18 protein-coding genes are annotated in these 16,696 nt (G+C 61.6%); 10 read left to right on the plus strand and 8 right to left on the minus strand.

Annotated elements, in window-relative coordinates:
- Positions 1-145: 145 nt before the first annotated feature.
- The 3 genes from VL202_RS15045 to VL202_RS15055 are packed head-to-tail and all read right to left on the minus strand — an operon-like array spanning position 146 to position 1,903.
- Complete coding sequence (locus tag VL202_RS15045; protein ID WP_325464970.1) at positions 146-844, minus strand: TIGR02281 family clan AA aspartic protease; 699 nt, start codon at positions 842-844, stop codon at positions 146-148.
- A complete protein-coding gene (locus VL202_RS15050) occupies positions 841-1,065 on the minus strand; it encodes a DUF1289 domain-containing protein (RefSeq protein ID WP_325464905.1) in 225 nt (74 codons plus the stop codon). Before VL202_RS15050 ends, VL202_RS15045 begins: the two co-directional genes overlap by 4 nt.
- Positions 1,066-1,114: 49 nt before the next feature.
- Positions 1,115-1,903 (minus strand): adenosylcobinamide-GDP ribazoletransferase, encoded by a 789-nt coding sequence (locus tag VL202_RS15055; protein WP_325464906.1) that lies wholly within the window; start codon positions 1,901-1,903, stop codon positions 1,115-1,117.
- Between the two features lie 174 nt (positions 1,904-2,077).
- Between VL202_RS15055 and cobT the strand changes: the two genes are divergently transcribed.
- The 5 genes from cobT to VL202_RS15080 all read left to right on the plus strand — a co-directional run bounded on the left by cobT (position 2,078) and on the right by VL202_RS15080 (position 7,730).
- Positions 2,078-3,094 carry a nicotinate-nucleotide--dimethylbenzimidazole phosphoribosyltransferase gene (gene cobT, locus VL202_RS15060; protein WP_325464907.1) on the plus strand — a complete coding sequence of 339 codons (1,017 nt, stop codon included), beginning with the start codon at positions 2,078-2,080 and terminating at the stop codon, positions 3,092-3,094.
- A 219-nt stretch (positions 3,095-3,313) separates the two neighbouring features.
- A complete protein-coding gene (locus VL202_RS15065; RefSeq protein WP_325464908.1) occupies positions 3,314-3,730 on the plus strand; it encodes a diacylglycerol kinase in 417 nt (138 codons plus the stop codon).
- Between the two features lie 184 nt (positions 3,731-3,914).
- Positions 3,915-4,949, plus strand: a complete 1,035-nt coding sequence (locus VL202_RS15070; protein ID WP_325464909.1) for an iron ABC transporter substrate-binding protein — start codon at positions 3,915-3,917, stop codon at positions 4,947-4,949.
- A 106-nt stretch (positions 4,950-5,055) separates the two neighbouring features.
- Positions 5,056-6,675: an iron ABC transporter permease gene (locus VL202_RS15075; protein WP_325464910.1), complete on the plus strand. Its 1,620-nt coding sequence runs from the start codon at positions 5,056-5,058 to the stop codon at positions 6,673-6,675.
- Positions 6,672-7,730, plus strand: a complete 1,059-nt coding sequence (locus tag VL202_RS15080) for an ABC transporter ATP-binding protein (RefSeq protein WP_325464911.1) — start codon at positions 6,672-6,674, stop codon at positions 7,728-7,730. The genes VL202_RS15075 and VL202_RS15080 overlap by 4 nt, the downstream gene beginning before the upstream one ends.
- 6 nt (positions 7,731-7,736) lie before the next feature.
- Here the strand turns inward: VL202_RS15080 and VL202_RS15085 are convergent, their stop codons facing one another.
- A complete protein-coding gene (locus tag VL202_RS15085) occupies positions 7,737-9,272 on the minus strand; it encodes a HAMP domain-containing sensor histidine kinase (RefSeq protein WP_325464912.1) in 1,536 nt (511 codons plus the stop codon).
- A 127-nt stretch (positions 9,273-9,399) separates the two neighbouring features.
- Between VL202_RS15085 and VL202_RS15090 the strand changes: the two genes are divergently transcribed.
- The 3 genes from VL202_RS15090 (at position 9,400) to VL202_RS15100 (ending at position 11,173) form a co-directional block, all read left to right on the plus strand.
- On the plus strand, positions 9,400-9,987 hold the full coding sequence (locus tag VL202_RS15090; RefSeq protein ID WP_325464913.1) for a thermonuclease family protein: 588 nt from the start codon (positions 9,400-9,402) through the stop codon (positions 9,985-9,987).
- Complete coding sequence (locus VL202_RS15095) at positions 9,980-10,618, plus strand: uracil-DNA glycosylase family protein (protein ID WP_325464914.1); 639 nt, start codon at positions 9,980-9,982, stop codon at positions 10,616-10,618. The genes VL202_RS15090 and VL202_RS15095 overlap by 8 nt, the downstream gene beginning before the upstream one ends.
- 66 nt (positions 10,619-10,684) lie before the next feature.
- Positions 10,685-11,173, plus strand: coding sequence for an Lrp/AsnC family transcriptional regulator (locus tag VL202_RS15100; protein ID WP_325464915.1), 489 nt, complete (start codon positions 10,685-10,687; stop codon positions 11,171-11,173).
- 58 nt (positions 11,174-11,231) lie between these two features.
- On the opposite strand, the gene VL202_RS15105 is transcribed toward VL202_RS15100, so the two are convergent.
- On the minus strand, positions 11,232-12,236 hold the full coding sequence (locus VL202_RS15105; protein ID WP_325464916.1) for an NAD(P)-dependent oxidoreductase: 1,005 nt from the start codon (positions 12,234-12,236) through the stop codon (positions 11,232-11,234).
- A gap of 131 nt (positions 12,237-12,367) precedes the next feature.
- Positions 12,368-14,023: a hypothetical protein gene (locus VL202_RS15110; protein WP_325464917.1), complete on the minus strand. Its 1,656-nt coding sequence runs from the start codon at positions 14,021-14,023 to the stop codon at positions 12,368-12,370.
- 254 nt (positions 14,024-14,277) lie between these two features.
- Here VL202_RS15110 and VL202_RS15115 point away from each other — a divergent pair, with 254 nt between their 5' ends.
- A complete protein-coding gene (locus tag VL202_RS15115; RefSeq protein ID WP_325464918.1) occupies positions 14,278-14,658 on the plus strand; it encodes a GFA family protein in 381 nt (126 codons plus the stop codon).
- A 9-nt stretch (positions 14,659-14,667) separates the two neighbouring features.
- On the opposite strand, the gene VL202_RS15120 is transcribed toward VL202_RS15115, so the two are convergent.
- Positions 14,668-15,480, minus strand: coding sequence for a class I SAM-dependent methyltransferase (locus VL202_RS15120; RefSeq protein ID WP_325464919.1), 813 nt, complete (start codon positions 15,478-15,480; stop codon positions 14,668-14,670).
- Between the two features lie 138 nt (positions 15,481-15,618).
- Between VL202_RS15120 and VL202_RS15125 the strand changes: the two genes are divergently transcribed.
- On the plus strand, positions 15,619-16,344 hold the full coding sequence (locus VL202_RS15125) for a DUF2270 domain-containing protein (RefSeq protein ID WP_325464920.1): 726 nt from the start codon (positions 15,619-15,621) through the stop codon (positions 16,342-16,344).
- A gap of 34 nt (positions 16,345-16,378) precedes the next feature.
- Here the strand turns inward: VL202_RS15125 and VL202_RS15130 are convergent, their stop codons facing one another.
- Positions 16,379-16,645 (minus strand): aspartate-semialdehyde dehydrogenase, encoded by a 267-nt coding sequence (locus tag VL202_RS15130; RefSeq protein ID WP_325464921.1) that lies wholly within the window; start codon positions 16,643-16,645, stop codon positions 16,379-16,381.
- Positions 16,646-16,696: the final 51 nt, after the last annotated feature.

Below are 16,696 nucleotides of genomic sequence, written 5' to 3' on the forward strand. Positions count from 1 at the left end.
GCATCTTAGTTTGAGCTAAGTGCTGGAAATTGCAAGAGAGGGGGTAGGTCCGGAAACAGGAACGATCCCCTCACCAACAAAATCTAACACTTAGCCTGCGGCTAAGGTGTTGATTTTGTATCCTCTCCCGCAAGGGGAGAGGACCTCAATCCCGCAACCGCAATTCATCCGTCTGCATCTGCAGGAAATCCAGTGTCGAGAGGAAGCTCATGCCGAGCAGGCTCTGGTCGAGCATCCCGTCCTGCGTGATCATGGCCTTGACGTCCTTACGCACGATCGGGCCGATCGAGACTTCGGCGAGCGTTACCGGTGCTGCAAGAGCAACACCGTTGGCAGTCGTAACGAATTGCGTGAAGGAAAGGTCGCTCTGACTGTAGCCGAGCTTCATGGCGTCTTCCCAGGACAATGCGATACTGCTTGCCCCAGTATCCACCAGCATCGACACCGAGCGCCCGTTGATTGCGACATTCGTTTCGAAATGACCATTTTGCAGCTTGTGCAGCACCACCTCTTGAATGCCCTCGCTGTCGGTAAACACCGTGGCCCGGCCGGGAATGATACCGGCAATCATTCGGCTGCTGACGTTTTCGAGGTCTGACCTATAGATGTAGGCGGCCATCAAGGCCAAGACGATAAGAACCCACAGACCAAAGCTGCGAACCTTGGTTCCAAGCTCGTCGCGACGCACTACGCCTGCAGCTATCACCGCGCCCACAATGCCAAGCATCACCAATCGTCCAAATTCGTCGTTGGTCAGCCCGAAAATTTTGCCGTTTTGATGATTGTAGAGAAGCACGAGGAAGCCAATAGCGAGGGCAGCGAATACGAATATCAAGCGCATTATTCGTTTCCTACCCGTTCGCGTGCCATGCGCGTCCGGCGTGTCTCACGGCGCGGCTTGCGTTCGACCGTTTCCAGCCGCGCGGGCAGGCTTGCCATGATGGAGCGGCGTTCTTCCGATGTGTAGAGCGTCCAGGCGCCGATCTCGTCGCTGGTGCGACCGCAGCCGAAGCAATATCCGGTTTTCATGTCGATCGAACAGACGAGAATGCAGGGCGATTCCATGGAGGCGTGGCGTCCGGACTGAAGAGCAGTTTCAAACTATATCGGCGTTTCAGAGGGCCAGTGCAAGGGCGGCGAGAACGGCGATTTCCGTCAATTGTTGTGTGGCGCCGATTGTATCGCCCGTATGGCCACCGATCTTGCCGTCGACGATTTCGCTGAAGGCGGGCACGGTTGCGGCAAAAGCCGCGATGGCCAGCACTGCCGACAGCAGCGACGCGCCGGACAGGAACAGGAGGAGGGCCGCTGAAACCACGCCGATCACCAGCGCCGCCGTGACCGATGAGGCGTCCGGTTGGCCGGCGGAAGCCGCCACGCCGTCGCGCCGGGCGGGCGGTAGGCGCGACCAGTGCCAGACCATGGCCGTGCGGCTGAGCGCCGCCGTTGCCAGAACGAGGAGACCGGCGCCACTCGGGGTCACCAGCGGCAGGACAGCCGACAGGGCGGAGACGCGCAGGCCGAAGGACAGGATGAGGGCGACTGCGCCATAGGAGCCGATGCGGCTGTCCTTCATGATCAGAAGCGCGCTTTCCTTGGTCTTGCCGCCGCCAAGGCCGTCTGCCGTGTCGGAAAGTCCATCCTCATGCAGGGCGCCGGTGATCAGCGCCTGGATGGCGACAGCGACGAAGGCGGTGAACAGGGGCGACGCGTTGATGGCGGTGAAGATCGATACGATCGCCGCCGCCGGCAGCACGATCAACAGCCCCGCGATCGGAAAGGCGCGGACGGCCCGGCTGAGGCGGCCGTCGAAATTGACGAAATGGCGCTGCGGCATGTGGATGCGGCTGAGAAACGCAACCGAGCGTGCCACATCATCGATGAAGTCGCGGATATCGAACATAGATGCTCCCACATGGCCGTTTCGCGCCCGCGAATCGGTGATTTCAAACCGATCATGCGACGGCGACACGAAGCGGCGCAAATGCCGTTGCCGGAATTGCCGGCGCGCTCTATGAGGAAGCACCTTCGCGGAGCCTGACGCCCGCCGACGACGAGACGAGACAAGGATAGAATCATGAGTGCCAGCGGCCTGCCGTTCGACGATTTCCGGGAACTGTTGCGCAACCTGCCGGGTCCCGACGGCGCGGCTCTGGCGACGGCGCGCGATCGCGATGCGCAACTGACCAAGCCGCCGGGCGCGCTCGGGCGGCTCGAGGAAATCGCCTTCTGGCTGGCGGCCTGGACGGGCAGGGCGCCTGCGGTCAACCGGCCGCTGGTGGCGATCTTCGCCGGCAATCACGGCGTCACCAAACAGGGCGTCACGCCATTCCCGCCGTCGGTGACGGCGCAGATGGTGGAGAATTTCGCAGCTGGCGGCGCTGCCATCAACCAGATCTGCGTCAGCCACGATCTCGGGTTGAAGGTCTTCGATCTGGCGCTGGAATATCCGACCGGCGACATCACCGAAGAGGCGGCCCTTTCCGAGCGCGACTGTGCCGCGACCATGGCCTTCGGCATGGAAGCGGTGGCTGGCGGCACGGACTTGCTCTGCATCGGCGAGATGGGCATCGGCAACACGACGATCGCGGCCGCCATCAACCTGGCGCTCTATGGTGGCACGGCCGAGGACTGGGTCGGGCCGGGTACGGGATCGCAGGGCGAGGTGCTGGCCCGCAAGATCGCCGCCGTAGACAAGGCCGTCGCGCTGCATGCCGATCATCTGGGTGACCCGCTCGAAGTGCTGCGCCGTCTCGGCGGCCGCGAGATCGCCGCCATGGCCGGCGCGATCCTTGCCGCGCGCATGCAGAAGATCCCGGTCATCATCGACGGTTACGTCGCAACAACGGCCGCAGCCATCCTCAAGGCCGCCAATCCGGCCGCGCTCGATCATTGCCTGATCGGTCATGTCTCGGCGGAACCCGGACACATGGCAGCGATCGAGAAGCTCGGCAAGACGCCGCTGCTGGCGCTCGGCATGCGGCTGGGCGAAGGCACCGGCGCTGCCCTTGCCGCCGGTATCGTCAAGGCGGCGGCCGCCTGCCATTCCGGCATGGCGACTTTTGCGCAGGCCGGTGTCAGCAACAAGAGTTGACGTCTCGTCATTCGGCGGGAATCATGCATCCGACACCGTTAATCGCTGGCGTTGTGGGTTGTTCTGTCGTGCCGGGGCTTGATAGGTCCTGTCTTCTCCCCTATTCGGGTGCGGCATTGTCTATCAACTGCCGCATGCATCGTCCGTGTTCACGGCGCATTCAGGCTGATGTCAGTATCGCGTGTTTCCTGCAGCACTTGGCTGAGCGACGGAGCAAGCATGTATTCGGACAGGAACTATCGCGACATGGGCAGTGAAAAGCCGGTAAAAAAGCTGACGGGAATCCGGCATTTCTTGGCCGCCGCGACCTATTCCTTCGGCGGCGCCAAACGTCTTCTGGGCGAAGCGGCGTTTCGCCATGAACTCGGCGCCTTTGTCGTCGCGATGATCGCTTTCGTCATCAGCGGCGCGAACCTGTTTCAATATGTCGCGATGCTGGTGCTTTTCCTCCTGATGATTGCCTTCGAGGCGCTGAACACGGCGATCGAGGAAATCGTCGATCGTGTTTCCCCTGAAATCTCCGAAATGGGCAGGAACGCCAAGGATCTCGGATCGCTGGCCTGCCTTTGCCTGATCCTTGCCAATGGCGGGTACGCCATCTACGTCGTGTTCCTGTCCAACATCTTCGCCGTCTGACGCGGGAAAAACCCTTGGGCACAGGGTGAAAAGCCAGGTCGCGATCTTATTCCCTCTGACAGTCTCAAAATAATGTGAGAGGGTCGGGCGCCGGAATGGGTCGATCAAAGTTGACTATTCAAATCATGATTATATACCGGCTGCACCGGACATTCAGGGTCTGGATAAACTTTGAGAGGCTGTCATGAAAATTTCCTTCCCGCGTTCCGCCGGTTCCTTCTCGCTGTCGGCGACACTCATTGGTGCGTCGATGCTGGTGCTGGGCGCGACTGCCGCCCATGCCGACGACGATATCGGCATCGTGGTCTACAATGCCCAGCATGAAAGCCTCGGCGTCGCCTGGGCCGAAGCCTTCACCAAGGAAACCGGCATCAAGGTAACGTTGCGCAAGGGCTCCGACATGGAGTTCGCCAACCAGATCGTCCAGGAAGGTGCAGCATCGCCGGCCGACGTCTTCCTGACCGAAAATTCGCCGGCCATGGCGCTGGTGGATGGTGCCGGCCTGTTCGAGCCGGTCGCGGCCGAGACGCTGGCGCAGGTACCGGAAAACTTCCGTCCGTCCAACGGCCACTGGACGGGCGTTGCCGCGCGCTCGACCGTCTTTGCCTATGACAAGACCAAGCTGACCGAAGACAAGCTGCCGAAGTCGCTGCTGGATCTTGCCGATCCAAGCCGGAAGGGCCGCTGGGCCGCGTCTCCGTCGGGCGCCGATTTCCAGGCGATCGTCAGCGCGCTTCTGGCGCTGAAGGGCGAAGAGGCAACTGCGTCCTGGCTGAAGGCAATGAAAGAGAACTTTACCGCCTACAAGGGCAACTCGACAGCCATGAAGGCCGTCAATGCCGGCGAAGTCGAAGGTGCCGTGATCTATCACTACTATTATCTCGGCGACCAGGCGAAGACGGGAGAGAACTCGAAGAACGTCGCGCTGCATTATTTCAAGAACGAGGACCCGGGCGCTTTCGTCAGCATTTCCGGCGGTGGCGTGCTCGCCGCCAGCCAGCACAAGGAAAACGCCCAGAAATTTCTCGCCTGGGTGACGGGCAAGGGCGGGCAGGGCATCCTGCGTGACGGCACTTCGTTCGAATATGCTGTCGGCAACGGTGAAGCCTCCAACGCATCGCTGGTGCCGCTGGCAGACCTGCACTATCCGAAGGTCGATCCGGCCACGCTCAACAGCGCAAAAGTCACGGACCTGATGACGGCGGCCGGTCTGCTGTGATAGGCAGCCTTTGATCGATCGTAAACCTGAACGGAAATCTCCGCTTAGTTTTTGATCTTCGACTATAAAGGACATTCGCAGTCGCTCCCTGGAAGGCCGGCTGCGAATGTCGATTTCGTTTGAAAGCAGCCCCTTGAGCGCCAACGCGTTTCCCGCCGAATTGTCTTCCACTGCGCGCCGGTTGCTGACCGCCGCCCGTGGCAGGACGCGTGTCCCCTATCTCTGGGTCACCGTTGTCGCGGCGCTGGTTTCCCTCGTCAGTCTCGTGCCGCTCGGCTTCATCGCCGTCATCACCGTGCAGACGGGCTGGGAAACGGCGGCGAAGCTGGTCTTTCGCGGACGCGTCGGCGAATTGCTGATCAATACGGCACTCCTGGAAATCTGCACCCTGCCACTCACCGTCGTTTTGTCCGTGGCGCTCGCCTGGCTGACGGAGCGGACGGATCTTCCCGGCGCCCGCATCTGGTCCTGGCTGGCGGTCGCGCCGCTCGCTGTGCCCGCCTTCGTGCATTCCTATGCCTGGATGAGCCTCGTGCCCGGTTTGCATGGGCTGACCGGTGGCGTGCTGGTTTCGGTGCTCGCCTATTTTCCCTTTCTCTACCTGCCGGTCGCCGCACAGTTGCGGCGGCTCGACCCTGCGATCGAAGATGCGGCGGCTTCGCTCGGGCTCAATCCGCGGCAGGTCTTTTTCCGGGCGATCCTGCCGCAATTGCGGCTGGCCATCTGCGGGGGTTCGCTCCTGGTCGGGCTGCATCTTCTGGCCGAATACGGCCTTTACGTGATGATCCGTTTCGACACGTTTTCGACCGCCATCGTCGACCAGTTCCAGTCGGCCTTCAACGGACCGGCGGCCAACATGCTGGCCGGCGTGCTGGTGGCGTGCTGCCTGCTGCTGCTGATCATCGAGGCGATCCTGCGCGGCCGCGAACGGTACGCACGTGTCGGCTCCGGTGCCGCGCGTCCGGCCGACAAGCGTGTCCTCGGTTGGCTCGCGGTTCCAGCGCTGGTGCTGAATGTCGCAGTCGCGGCGCTCGCGCTCGGCGTGCCCTTCTTTACGCTCACCCGTTGGCTCTATATCGGCGGAACGGAGATCTGGCGGGTGGATCTCGTCGGCAATGCCTTTCTCCAGACTGTCATCCTGGCGATTGCCGGCGGCGTGCTGGCGACGATCGCGGCCGCGCCGATGGCCTGGCTGTCGGTCAGGGCGCCCGGCCGGCTACAGCGGGTCTTCGAGGCCTGCCACTATTATGTCGGTTCGCTGCCGGGCGTGGTCGTGGCGCTGGCGCTGGTGACGATCACCGTGCGGCTGGTCTTGCCGCTCTACCAGACATTCGCGACCTTGTTCGTCGCTTACATCATGTTGTTCCTGCCGCGCGCCATGATCGGCCTGCGCACCAGCATCGCGCAGGCGCCGGTCGAACTGGAGCGGGCTGCCATGGCGCTTGGCCGCACGCCGTTCCAGGCGGTGCGTCAGACGACGATGCGGCTTTCCGCACCCGGCGCGGCGGCCAGTATCGCGCTGGTGGCACTCGGCATCACCAACGAACTGACGGCAACGCTGATGCTGTCGCCGACCGGCGTCGAGACGCTGGCGACGAAATTCTGGTCGCTGACATCAGAGATCGACTATGTGGCGGCAGCGCCCTATGCGGTGATGATGGTACTTCTCTCGCTGCCGCTTACCTATCTTCTCTACGTGCAATCCAGACGGGCGACCGGACAATGACGTTTCTGACGATCGACGCCATCAGCAAATCCTATGGCGCGACGGTGGCGCTGGACGCCATCGGGATGAGCATCAAGGGGGGCGGACGAACCGCGATCGTCGGTCCCTCCGGTTCCGGCAAGACAACGCTGTTGCGCGTCATTGCCGGCTTCGAGACGCCCGACAGCGGATCGCTGACGCTCGACGGAAAGACGCTGGCCGATGACGGCCTGCTGGTGCCGGCCCACAAACGCGGTATCGGCATCGTGTCTCAAGACGGTGCGCTGTTTCCGCACCTGACCGTCGCCGGGAATATCGGCTTCGGGATGGACAAGCACGCCACCGACCGCGCGCAGCGCATCGCCGAACTGATGGACATGGTGGAGCTCGACGGCATCATGGCGACGCGCCGGCCGCACCAACTGTCCGGCGGCCAGCAGCAACGCGTGGCGCTCGCCCGTGCGCTGGCGTTGAAGCCGCGGCTGATGCTGCTCGACGAGCCCTTCTCGGCGCTTGACACGGGGCTGCGCGATACGATGCGGCGCACCGTGGCGCGAGTCCTGCGAGCCTCCGGCACGACCGCGATCCTCGTCACCCACGACCAGGCCGAGGCGCTATCCTTTGCCGATCAGGTGGCCGTGCTGAGGCAAGGCCGGCTCGTCCAGTTCGGACCGCCGCGCGCGCTCTACCGGCGGCCGGCGGATCGCGAGACGGCGACATTTCTCGGCGAGGCGATCCTGCTCGATGCCACCATCAATGACGGCCGCGCCGACTGCGCGCTGGGATCGCTGGAGGTCGATGGCGCTCTCAGGGCGGGCAGGGCAACGGTCATGCTGCGGCCCGAGCAGATCCGGCTGACCACGCAAGCCAGGGGCACGAAGCCGGAAAGCCCGTTCGGCCGCGTCGACGACGTGGAGTTCGGTGGCGGCAACTGCATGGTTCTAGTGCGGCTCGACCGCAAGGACCGCGCCATGCCGGATTTCCTGTCGATCCGCTGCGTCGGTTTCGAACTGCCGGAACCGGGCGATTTCGTGCGCATCTCGGTGCACGGCACAGCCCATGTGCTGGCGGATTAAAAGGATTTAAGCAAAACTCTTCTTGCGGCGTTCGATGGCCGGGGCGTCCTCGACGGCAGGGATGCTCTGCAGGACGCGCTTCGACGGCAGGATCGCGATGGCCTCGGTGCCCTCGCGCAGCTTGGAGCGCAGGATGAATTCGCCATTGTGCTTGGCGAGGATCGCCTGAACGATCGGCAGGCCAAGGCCGGTTCCCTGTTCGGCGCTCTTGATGGCGATGGAGCCCTGGCCGAAGGCCGAGAGCACGACCGGGATTTCGTCTTCGGGAATGCCGGGGCCGTTGTCCTTGATCGACAGATACTGGCCGCCGCCGGCCGTCCATCCGCATTTCACGGAAATCTCGCCGCCGGCGGAGGTGAACTTGACCGCGTTGGAGAGCAGGTTGAGCGTCACCTGGCGCATCGACTTCTCGTCCACCCAGACGGCAGGCATGCCGTGTTCGAATTGTTCGGTGATGGTGATGTTCTTGGTGCGCGCCCGCAGTTGCACCATGCCGATGCAATCCTCGGTGATTTCGACCAGATGGACGGACTCCTCGTTCAGGTCGTATTTGCCGGCTTCGATGCGCGAGAGGTCGAGGATTTCGTTGATGAGATCGAGCAAGTGCTGGCCCGAGCGGTGGATATCGCCGGTATATTCCTTGTAGATTGGATTGTTCAGCGGCCCGAGCACTTCCGTCGACATGACCTCGGAGAAGCCGAGGATGGCGTTGAGCGGCGTGCGCAATTCATGCGACATCGAGGCGAGGAAACGGGATTTTGCCAGGTTGGCCTCTTCGGCGCGGCGGCGCGCCTCGTCGGACATGGATTTGGCGACTTCCAGTTCGGCGATCAGGTCGTCCTTTTCCGACTGAACGGACAGGATGTGGACGTTGGCGCGGTGCATCCGGTTGGTCATGAAGACCAGGAAGATCAGCGAGGTCGTCAACACGGCCGTCAGCGCCATGTATCCCGGGCTTGCCGATTTGATGGTCAGGCCCGCAAGAGCCACGATCACCGGAAGAAAGGTGACAAGCAGGGCGTTGCGCAGCAGAAACGTGCCCATGGCGGTTGCCGCGAGCACGATCAGGATCACCGCGGCCTTGTAGAATTCGAAATTCACTTCGCCGCAGCTATCGCAACCCTGCAGAATGAAGGCGGCCCAGGAGATGCCGAGAGCGGCCTGCACGATCAGCAGGCGGCGGCGCCAGTAGGAAACCCGCTCGGTCGTGATGTCATCGCTCTTGGCCTTGCGTGCCACCAGGATGCCGATCGAATGAACGCAGAGCGCCATGATAGCCCAGGCGATGAGCGTCGTACGCTCCGAAAGGTAAACACCGACACCGGTGATCAGGAACAGGAAGAGAGGCATGCCGATCGCGCCCCGCAGCATCGCCTCGATGTGCAGCGCCAGCATCTCCTTGTCGAAGCCGGACGCGTTGGAGGGGCCCGATTGCAGGCGTTCTCTGGTCGTGCGCACGGCTTTCGACACAGCCGTGTTGCGATGGCTGCGCGATTTATCGACGATGATCTTGTCTGTCGAGGTGCTGACGCCCTTGCTCATGATCTCAAACGCTGGAACTGAATCGCTTGAAGTTTAAGGGCGAATCCTTAAGAAGTTGCTGCTTTTGCAAGTCTTTGCACCCTCCTTCCGTTACGTGAACCGGCACCGGAGTGCCACCGGAAAGACCATGAACCGTACCGCTCGCGTCATCCGGGACCTGTTTCTGACGGCGCTGATTTTCCTGTTTCTCGGGCTTGTCGTGGTTCGTCTCGACGTGCGCAACAGCGAGGCGCCGAGCGGACAGGCACGCGTCGTCGATGGCGACACGCTGGTGATGGGCGGTCAGCGTATCCGGCTGGTCGGTATCGATGCGCCGGAACTGCGCCAGGTCTGCGAACGCGACGGCCAGCCATGGGCCTGCGGTCGAGCGGCGAAGGATCACCTGGAGGCGCTGATCGGCGAGGACAGGGCCGCCTGCGCGGCTGATGGTAGCGACCGCTACGGTCGGCTTCTGGCCATCTGCCTGATTCGCGATCTCGATCTCAATGCCGCCATGGTCGGCAGCGGCTATGCCGTTGCCTTCGGTGCATACGAGGCGGAGGAGGAGATGGCGAAACGCAATCGGCTGGGGCTCTGGGCCGGCACGTTCGATGCACCGCACACCTGGCGGCGGACCCATGGCGGAATGGACGAACTGCCACATATGCCGACTGGGACGTTGCGGATAATGCTGTCGCGACTTGGCGACTGGATTGCGGGAATTTGGAATGACTGACGCTGAGGACGAACGGTTGGAGGATTTGCGCCTGGCGATCGCCGCTTGCCGGATCTGTCGGGACGCGCCGGCGCGCGGGCCCGAATATCGATTGCCGCATGAACCGCGGCCGGTGGCGGTGATCTCGTCGAAGGCGCGCATCCTGATTGCCGGGCAGGCGCCGGGGCTGCGCGTCCACGAGAGCGGGCTACCGTTCGACGATGCGTCGGGAAACAGGCTGCGCGACTGGCTCGGCGTGACGCGCGAGCAATTCTACGATCGCGACCTGTTTGCCATCGTGCCGATGGGCTTCTGTTTTCCCGGCTATGACGCCCATGGCAGCGACCTGCCGCCGCGCCGGGAATGCGCACCGCGCTGGAGGCAGCCGGTGATCGACGCCATGCCGCAAGTCGAGCTGGTACTGGCGATCGGCCAATATGCGCAGGCCTGGCATCTGGGGGAACGAAAGGCGGCGTCAATGACCGGGACGGTGCGCAACTGGCGCACCTATCTGGGATCAAATACCGGGCAGGCGGTTCTTGCCCTGCCGCATCCCAGCTGGCGCAACACCAGCTGGCTGAAGAAAAATCCCTGGTTCGAGGCCGAGGTTCTGCCGGTCCTGCGGGAGCGGATAAAAAATCTGTTATCCTGAAACAATTTTCTTTCGCGCATCTTTTTTCGCGCTATAGAGAGAATATTATTCGAAGGGGGCTTCTCTATGGATCGTCTTGATCGCAAAATCCTGCGTCTTCTGCAGGAGGATTCAACACTCGCGGTGGCGGACCTCGCCAAGAAGGTCGGCCTGTCGACGACACCGTGCTGGCGCCGGATCCAGAAGATGGAAGAGGACGGCGTCATTCGCGGCCGCGTGGCGTTGCTCGATCCGGTCAAGGTCAACACCAAGGTCACCGTCTTCGTGTCGATCCGCACCAACACCCATTCGATCGAATGGCTGAAGCGTTTTTCCGAAGTGGTCGGCGAGTTTCCGGAAGTGGTGGAGTTCTACCGCATGAGCGGCGATGTGGATTATCTGCTGCGCGTCGTCGTTCCGGATATCGCGGCTTACGACGCTTTCTACAAGCGGATGATCGCCAAGATCGAAATCCGTGACGTCTCGTCTGCCTTCGCGATGGAACAGATCAAGTATACGACGCAGCTGCCGCTCGATTACATGCAGATCGATCAGGCGAAGTCGGGCGAAGATTAAGCCGAAAATCAGGTTGCGCCGCTGCGGTTCCAGCAGCGCAGCCTGACGTCGTATCGTTCTACTTCTCCAGCCGCGACAGCAGCGAAGACGTGTCCAGCCGGTTGCCGCCCGCTGCCTGCACGTCCGCATAGAACTGGTCGACAAGCGCCGTCACCGGCAATCTCGCACCATTGTTGCGCGCCTCGGTCAAGACGATATCCAGGTCCTTGCGCATCCAGTCGACGGCGAATCCGAAGTCGTATTTTCCGGCATTCATGGTCTTGTGGCGGTTTTCCATCTGCCAGGAACCGGCCGCACCCTTGGAAATGACCGCGATGACATTCTCGATGTCGAGCCCGGCTTTCTTGCCGAAATGGATGCCTTCGGCGAGCCCCTGGACGAGGCCGGCAATGCAGATCTGGTTGACCATCTTCGTCAATTGCCCGCTGCCGGCCGGTCCCATCAGGCCAACCATGCGTGCAAAGGCGTCGATGACCGGTCTCGCACGCTCGAAGACCTCGGGATCGCCGCCGCACATCACCGTCAGGACGCCATTTTCGGCACCTGCCTGGCCGCCGGAGACCGGGGCGTCGATGAAATGGGCGCCGCGCGCCGTGGCGGCGGCATCGAGTTCGCGGGCGACTTCCGCGGAGGCGGTGGTGTTGTCGACGAAGATGGCGCCGGGCTTCAAGGTCTCGAACGCGCCGTCCTTGCCGGTGGTGACGGAGCGCAGGTCGTCGTCATTGCCGACGCAGCAGAAGACGAACTCGGCGCCGTCGGCGGCTTGCGCGGGCGTGGCGGCGGCCTGTCCGCCGAACTCAGCCACCCATTGCCCGGCCTTGGCGGCGGTACGGTTATAGACCGTGAGCTCGTGACCGCCCTTGACCTTGAGATGCCCGGCCATCGCATATCCCATGACGCCCAGACCAATGAATGCGACTTTTGCCATTCCAAACTCCTGAAATTCCTCTGCCCGAGACTTAGCCGATGATGGCTGGGCGGGGAAGAGCCTTTCCCTCGACGACGGGTCGCAGTGGTGGATCCCAGGTGGTTGCCGATGGCGAAAACGGCGCTTTGACGGCACCGTTTTTTGAAGAGAACTTATTGTCCGTTGACCTGTGCTGGAGGTTGATCCGGTGGAGTAGCCGCTCTCGTTCTTTCTTCCGCATCCTTCGCTTCCTGTTCGTCCCTGGCTTTCTGTTCCTCTTTTTCTTTCTACTCCTGTTGCGCCTGCGCGTCGGGATCGATGCCGTCTGGCAGGGCAATGGATTCGACTCCAAGGCTTGCGGAAATATCGAGCCAGAGCCGGCGAAGCCGACGGACGTGGAGATCGTCGGCGATCCATCTGAGGACGTGTTGCGTCGCGGTCGAATCGTTGTCACGGACCATGCGCCTGCGTGCCCAGAGGCAGAAGGCGTCCGCTTCCATGGCCTCCGCCTTTCCATCATCGACGGCAATGGGTTTGGTGACGCTGATCCGCACCGTTTCACGCATGCTGCTGGTCGGGGCCAGAAGCACGCCGGAGCAGATCTCGTCGAATGCCGTGACCGAGTATTTGCTGTTGATCGCGCGTTCGAGATCGAAAATCGTGCGGATGTTCAATTCCCGGAAGATCAGGAACTTCTCCGGCCCGAGGATATGGCAGAGCTGCGCCTGCGCGATCCAGTCGAAGACCTGGTAGATACCATAGGGCGATTCGATATGCAGCATGATCGGGTTGTAGGTTGCCAGGTTCTGGACGTCGTAGATGCCGCATTCCTCCAGCCGGAAGCGGGTTTCGTAGTCGATCCCATCGATGATATCGAGCGACACGATCTTGGTGACGCTGATGAAACGGTCATCCGTGGTCTTGATCCAGTTGATCAGCGACTGGAACTTGATCAGCAGGAACTTGGTCGCGCTTTGCGGTATGAGGCCGAGAAGCGGAGCAAGGCCGAACCAGATGGGCTGGATATGCTCTCCCGTTGCATTGCCTGCACCGGCTGTCGCGGAGTTGGCGGTGGTCGCACCGGGCATGATCCTCGCGACGAGGTCGGTGATATAGCTCATGGGGTCGCGAAACACGGCGAAGAGGACGATCGTGAAGATGACCGAGGCGACAATCTCGGCCGTATGCCGCAAGAACGTATATGGTGACAGGTCAAAGACCGCTACCGACCGAACGAAATTCCGGATGGCCGCAACGAAGGCACCGGCAAATGCGAGGGAGCCGATCACGGCAAGCTGGCCCCAATTGCCATAGGTTTCGGCGGTTTGGATTCCTGCTGCATCTACCGTCGGCTGGAGGCAACTGCTGGTGTTGGCTCCCAAACCGCAGATCAGCGTCTGGTGCAGGGCGGAGAAGCCAAAATAACAAAGAAGCACAAAGCCGAAGGCCGACAGGGATATCTTCCAGTCATTGCGAGAACCGAAGCGTCCGATGCTCTTGATGATCCAGTCGATCTGTTCGATGTCGTTCATCTGGTTGAAGGTCTTGCCCTCAGCGGGGTCCTTGACCTGCAGGTCGGAAATGTACTTTGATTTCACGAATTCAAAGGACGGATTGTTGGTCAGCCGGGTGTTGGCGGCGGTCCGGGCCACTTCCACCTGTTTGAGATTGGGGATTGGGACGGTGCGGTTGACGGCACCGGTTTCCCGGTCGTCTGTTTTCGCGTCTGCCGTGATGGCATTCGTGCTGAAAGACAGCAGAAAGTCCTTGATCGAGCGCAGGCGTCGAAGCCGGACCTCATGTCGCGCATAGAGCAGAAGCGTGGGCGTCACGATCGTCAGCAGCAGGGCGATTGCGTCAAGTCCGAGAAAATTTTCGATGAACGTGACGACGAGCCCGAAAATCCCGCCTGCTGCGGTAAGCCAGGTCAGAAAGGTATTCATGGAACTTCCCCCTTAAGTTGTGTTTGCAACGTAAGAGCGGAATTTTATCAGTGTCCATAAATCGACTGCATCAAATGGTTGCATTGTCTATTTAAGATTGTATTTGGATGAAATAATCTCTTTCGGCATGTGAAGGCTGTGGCGGATTGCAGGTGCGGTGCGCTTGAAGCGGCGTCCTTGCGCCGTATGTCTCTGCCATGAACGCCGCGGATGTGGCGTTCGACACATATTTCCCGACCCGGAGGACCGTTTCCATGGCTGAACGACTGAGTGCTTCCTGCCGCTGCGGCGGCGTCAAGTTTTCCATTCCGGCGGAATCGGCAGGCGTCTTCTGCTGCCATTGCGGCGATTGCCGCAAGGCGCATGGCAATTACATGGCCGTCATCGGCGCACCGCGCAATGACGTGCGTTTCGAGGCAGACGGAACGCTGCAATGGTGGGGCTATTCGGACAAGGCTCGCCGTGGCTTTTGCGCGACCTGCGGCAGCCGGTTGTTCAAGGACAATATTGGCACGGACCTCTTGATGGTGTCAGCCGGCGTTATCGACGGCGATACCGGAAAGCGGATCATCAAGAACATCCTGACGGAGTTCAAGGGAGACTGGTACGACATCCCCGAGGCGCACGACGCCTGACAGGTGCCCTCAACGCAACTTCGCGATTACCAGATGGCCGGCGATCGGCTGGCCGTCCTCCATGCGTACGGTGATATCCGTCAGTTCGACGACATCGAAGCCGATCGCGTTCAACCGGTTGCGGACATAGGACTGCGCATGAGCGAAGCGCTGGTGCGGGCCGACCATGAAGGTGCGTCCGTTAAAGATTTCGTCGGGCAGGGTTTCGCTGGAGAAGATCAGCAGGCCGCCGGGGTTCAAGTTTTCCGCGACGCCGAAGAACAGGGCTTCGAGAGCGCCGAGATAGGGCAGGACGTCGGTTGCCGTGATCAGGTCGAAAGGTTCGTCGTCATTGTCCTCGAGGAAGTCGACGACCTCGGCAACGTAGAGCGTTTCGTAGAGGTCCTTTTCATGGGCGATCTCGACCATGTTTTCCGACAGGTCGATGCCGGTGATATCCTCCGCCATGTCGCGCAGCGCGCCACCCGTCAGCCCCGTGCCGCAGCCGAGATCGAGCACGCGGGCGAATGGCCCAAGGCCAAGCGCCTGCAGCCGCTGGCGCACCAGAAGCGGCACATGATAATCGAGTTGCTCGACGAGAACATCCTCGAATACTTCGGCATGCTGGTCGAACAGCGTCGCGACATAGGCGTCCGGCGCCCTGTCCGGCGTTTCGCCACGCCCCATCGACGCGATGCGGACGGCCGCCCCGCCATGATCGTCGGGATCGATGGCGAGCACCTCCTCATAGGCTTTCACGGCCGCGTCGATATCGCCGGATTTCTCCAGCGCAAGCGCGCGGTTATAGGCTTCGGCGAGGGCTTCTTCATCGATCTTCTGCATGGTCGCGTCTTTACGGTTCTGCTTCTTGTTTGGCAATGCGAAAACCCGATTTTGCAGGCGTTCGCGGCGTGAAAATCGTTTCTTCAAGGCGAAATCGGGCGCATGATGTCGAAAACAACAAAATCCGGAGGAATGACCATGGCTGCGGAATTCAGCCCGCTCGGGCTTTTGAAGGACAATGCCGAACCGAAGAGCCCACCCTTGCCGGCGACCTCGTCGGAGACGATCACCGCGCTCATTCACTACTATCGTGGCGAAATGGCACGCATGGCGGGCTGGCGCGACCGGATCGACCGAACGTCGAACTGGGCCATCACTGTGGTCGCGGCGCTTCTCTCCGTTTCCCTCTCAACGCCATCCTCGCATCATGGCGTGCTTCTGTTCGCGATGCTGCTGATCACGCTGCTCCTGTTCATCGAGGCGCGGCGCTACCGGTTCTTCGACGTCTACCGCGCCCGTGTGCGCCAGATCGAGCGCGGCTATTTTGCCCAGATGCTCTGTCCGCAGGCGACGTCCACGGCCACCTGGGCGGCACCTATCGCCGACAGCCTGCGCCGCCCGGCCTTCCTGATGAGCTATCACCAAGCCGTCTGCCGACGGCTCAGACGCAATTATTGCTGGATGTACCTCATCCTGGCGCTCGCCTGGGCGCTGAAGATCTCCTCGCCGGTGCTGCAGGCCGAGGGCGGGGCGCCGCGTGCCGTGTCCTCGCTGCGTGAGGTCGTCGCCAATGCAGCGCTCGGTCCGGTTCCCGGCTGGCTGGTCATCGCCGTGGTCGCCGTCTTCTATGCCGTGATGGCCTATGCGGCGGTTCACAGGGAACCGGGCGAGGGCGAACTGGCGCATGGCGAGGTGCATGTCTGACATGCGATCTTAGCTGGCACGCCTTGGCGATCGGTCAGTTGATGATGAACTCGCCCTTGAGCGCGCGCCAGTCGGAGGCCGAGATCAGCTTGCGATGGACGTAGCGCACGGAATGCAGGGGGCCTTCCAGCGTCTCCTGCCAGAATTTCAGGAAGCTCTTCATTTCCGGAAAATGCGGCGCGAGATCGTAGTGCTGCCAGATATAGGTTTGCAGGAAGCTTTGATGATCGGGCATGCGGTAGAGGATCTGGGCCGTCGTCAGGCCGTAGCCCTTGAGCTGTAGTTCCAGTTCGTTCGTCATGTGGACCTCATTCTGCTCAATGATGGTCCCTGCAATTGAAGCGCCCGATTG

It is taken from the genome of Pararhizobium sp., from assembly GCF_035497515.1.
Classification (GTDB): Bacteria; Pseudomonadota; Alphaproteobacteria; order Rhizobiales; family Rhizobiaceae; genus Pararhizobium.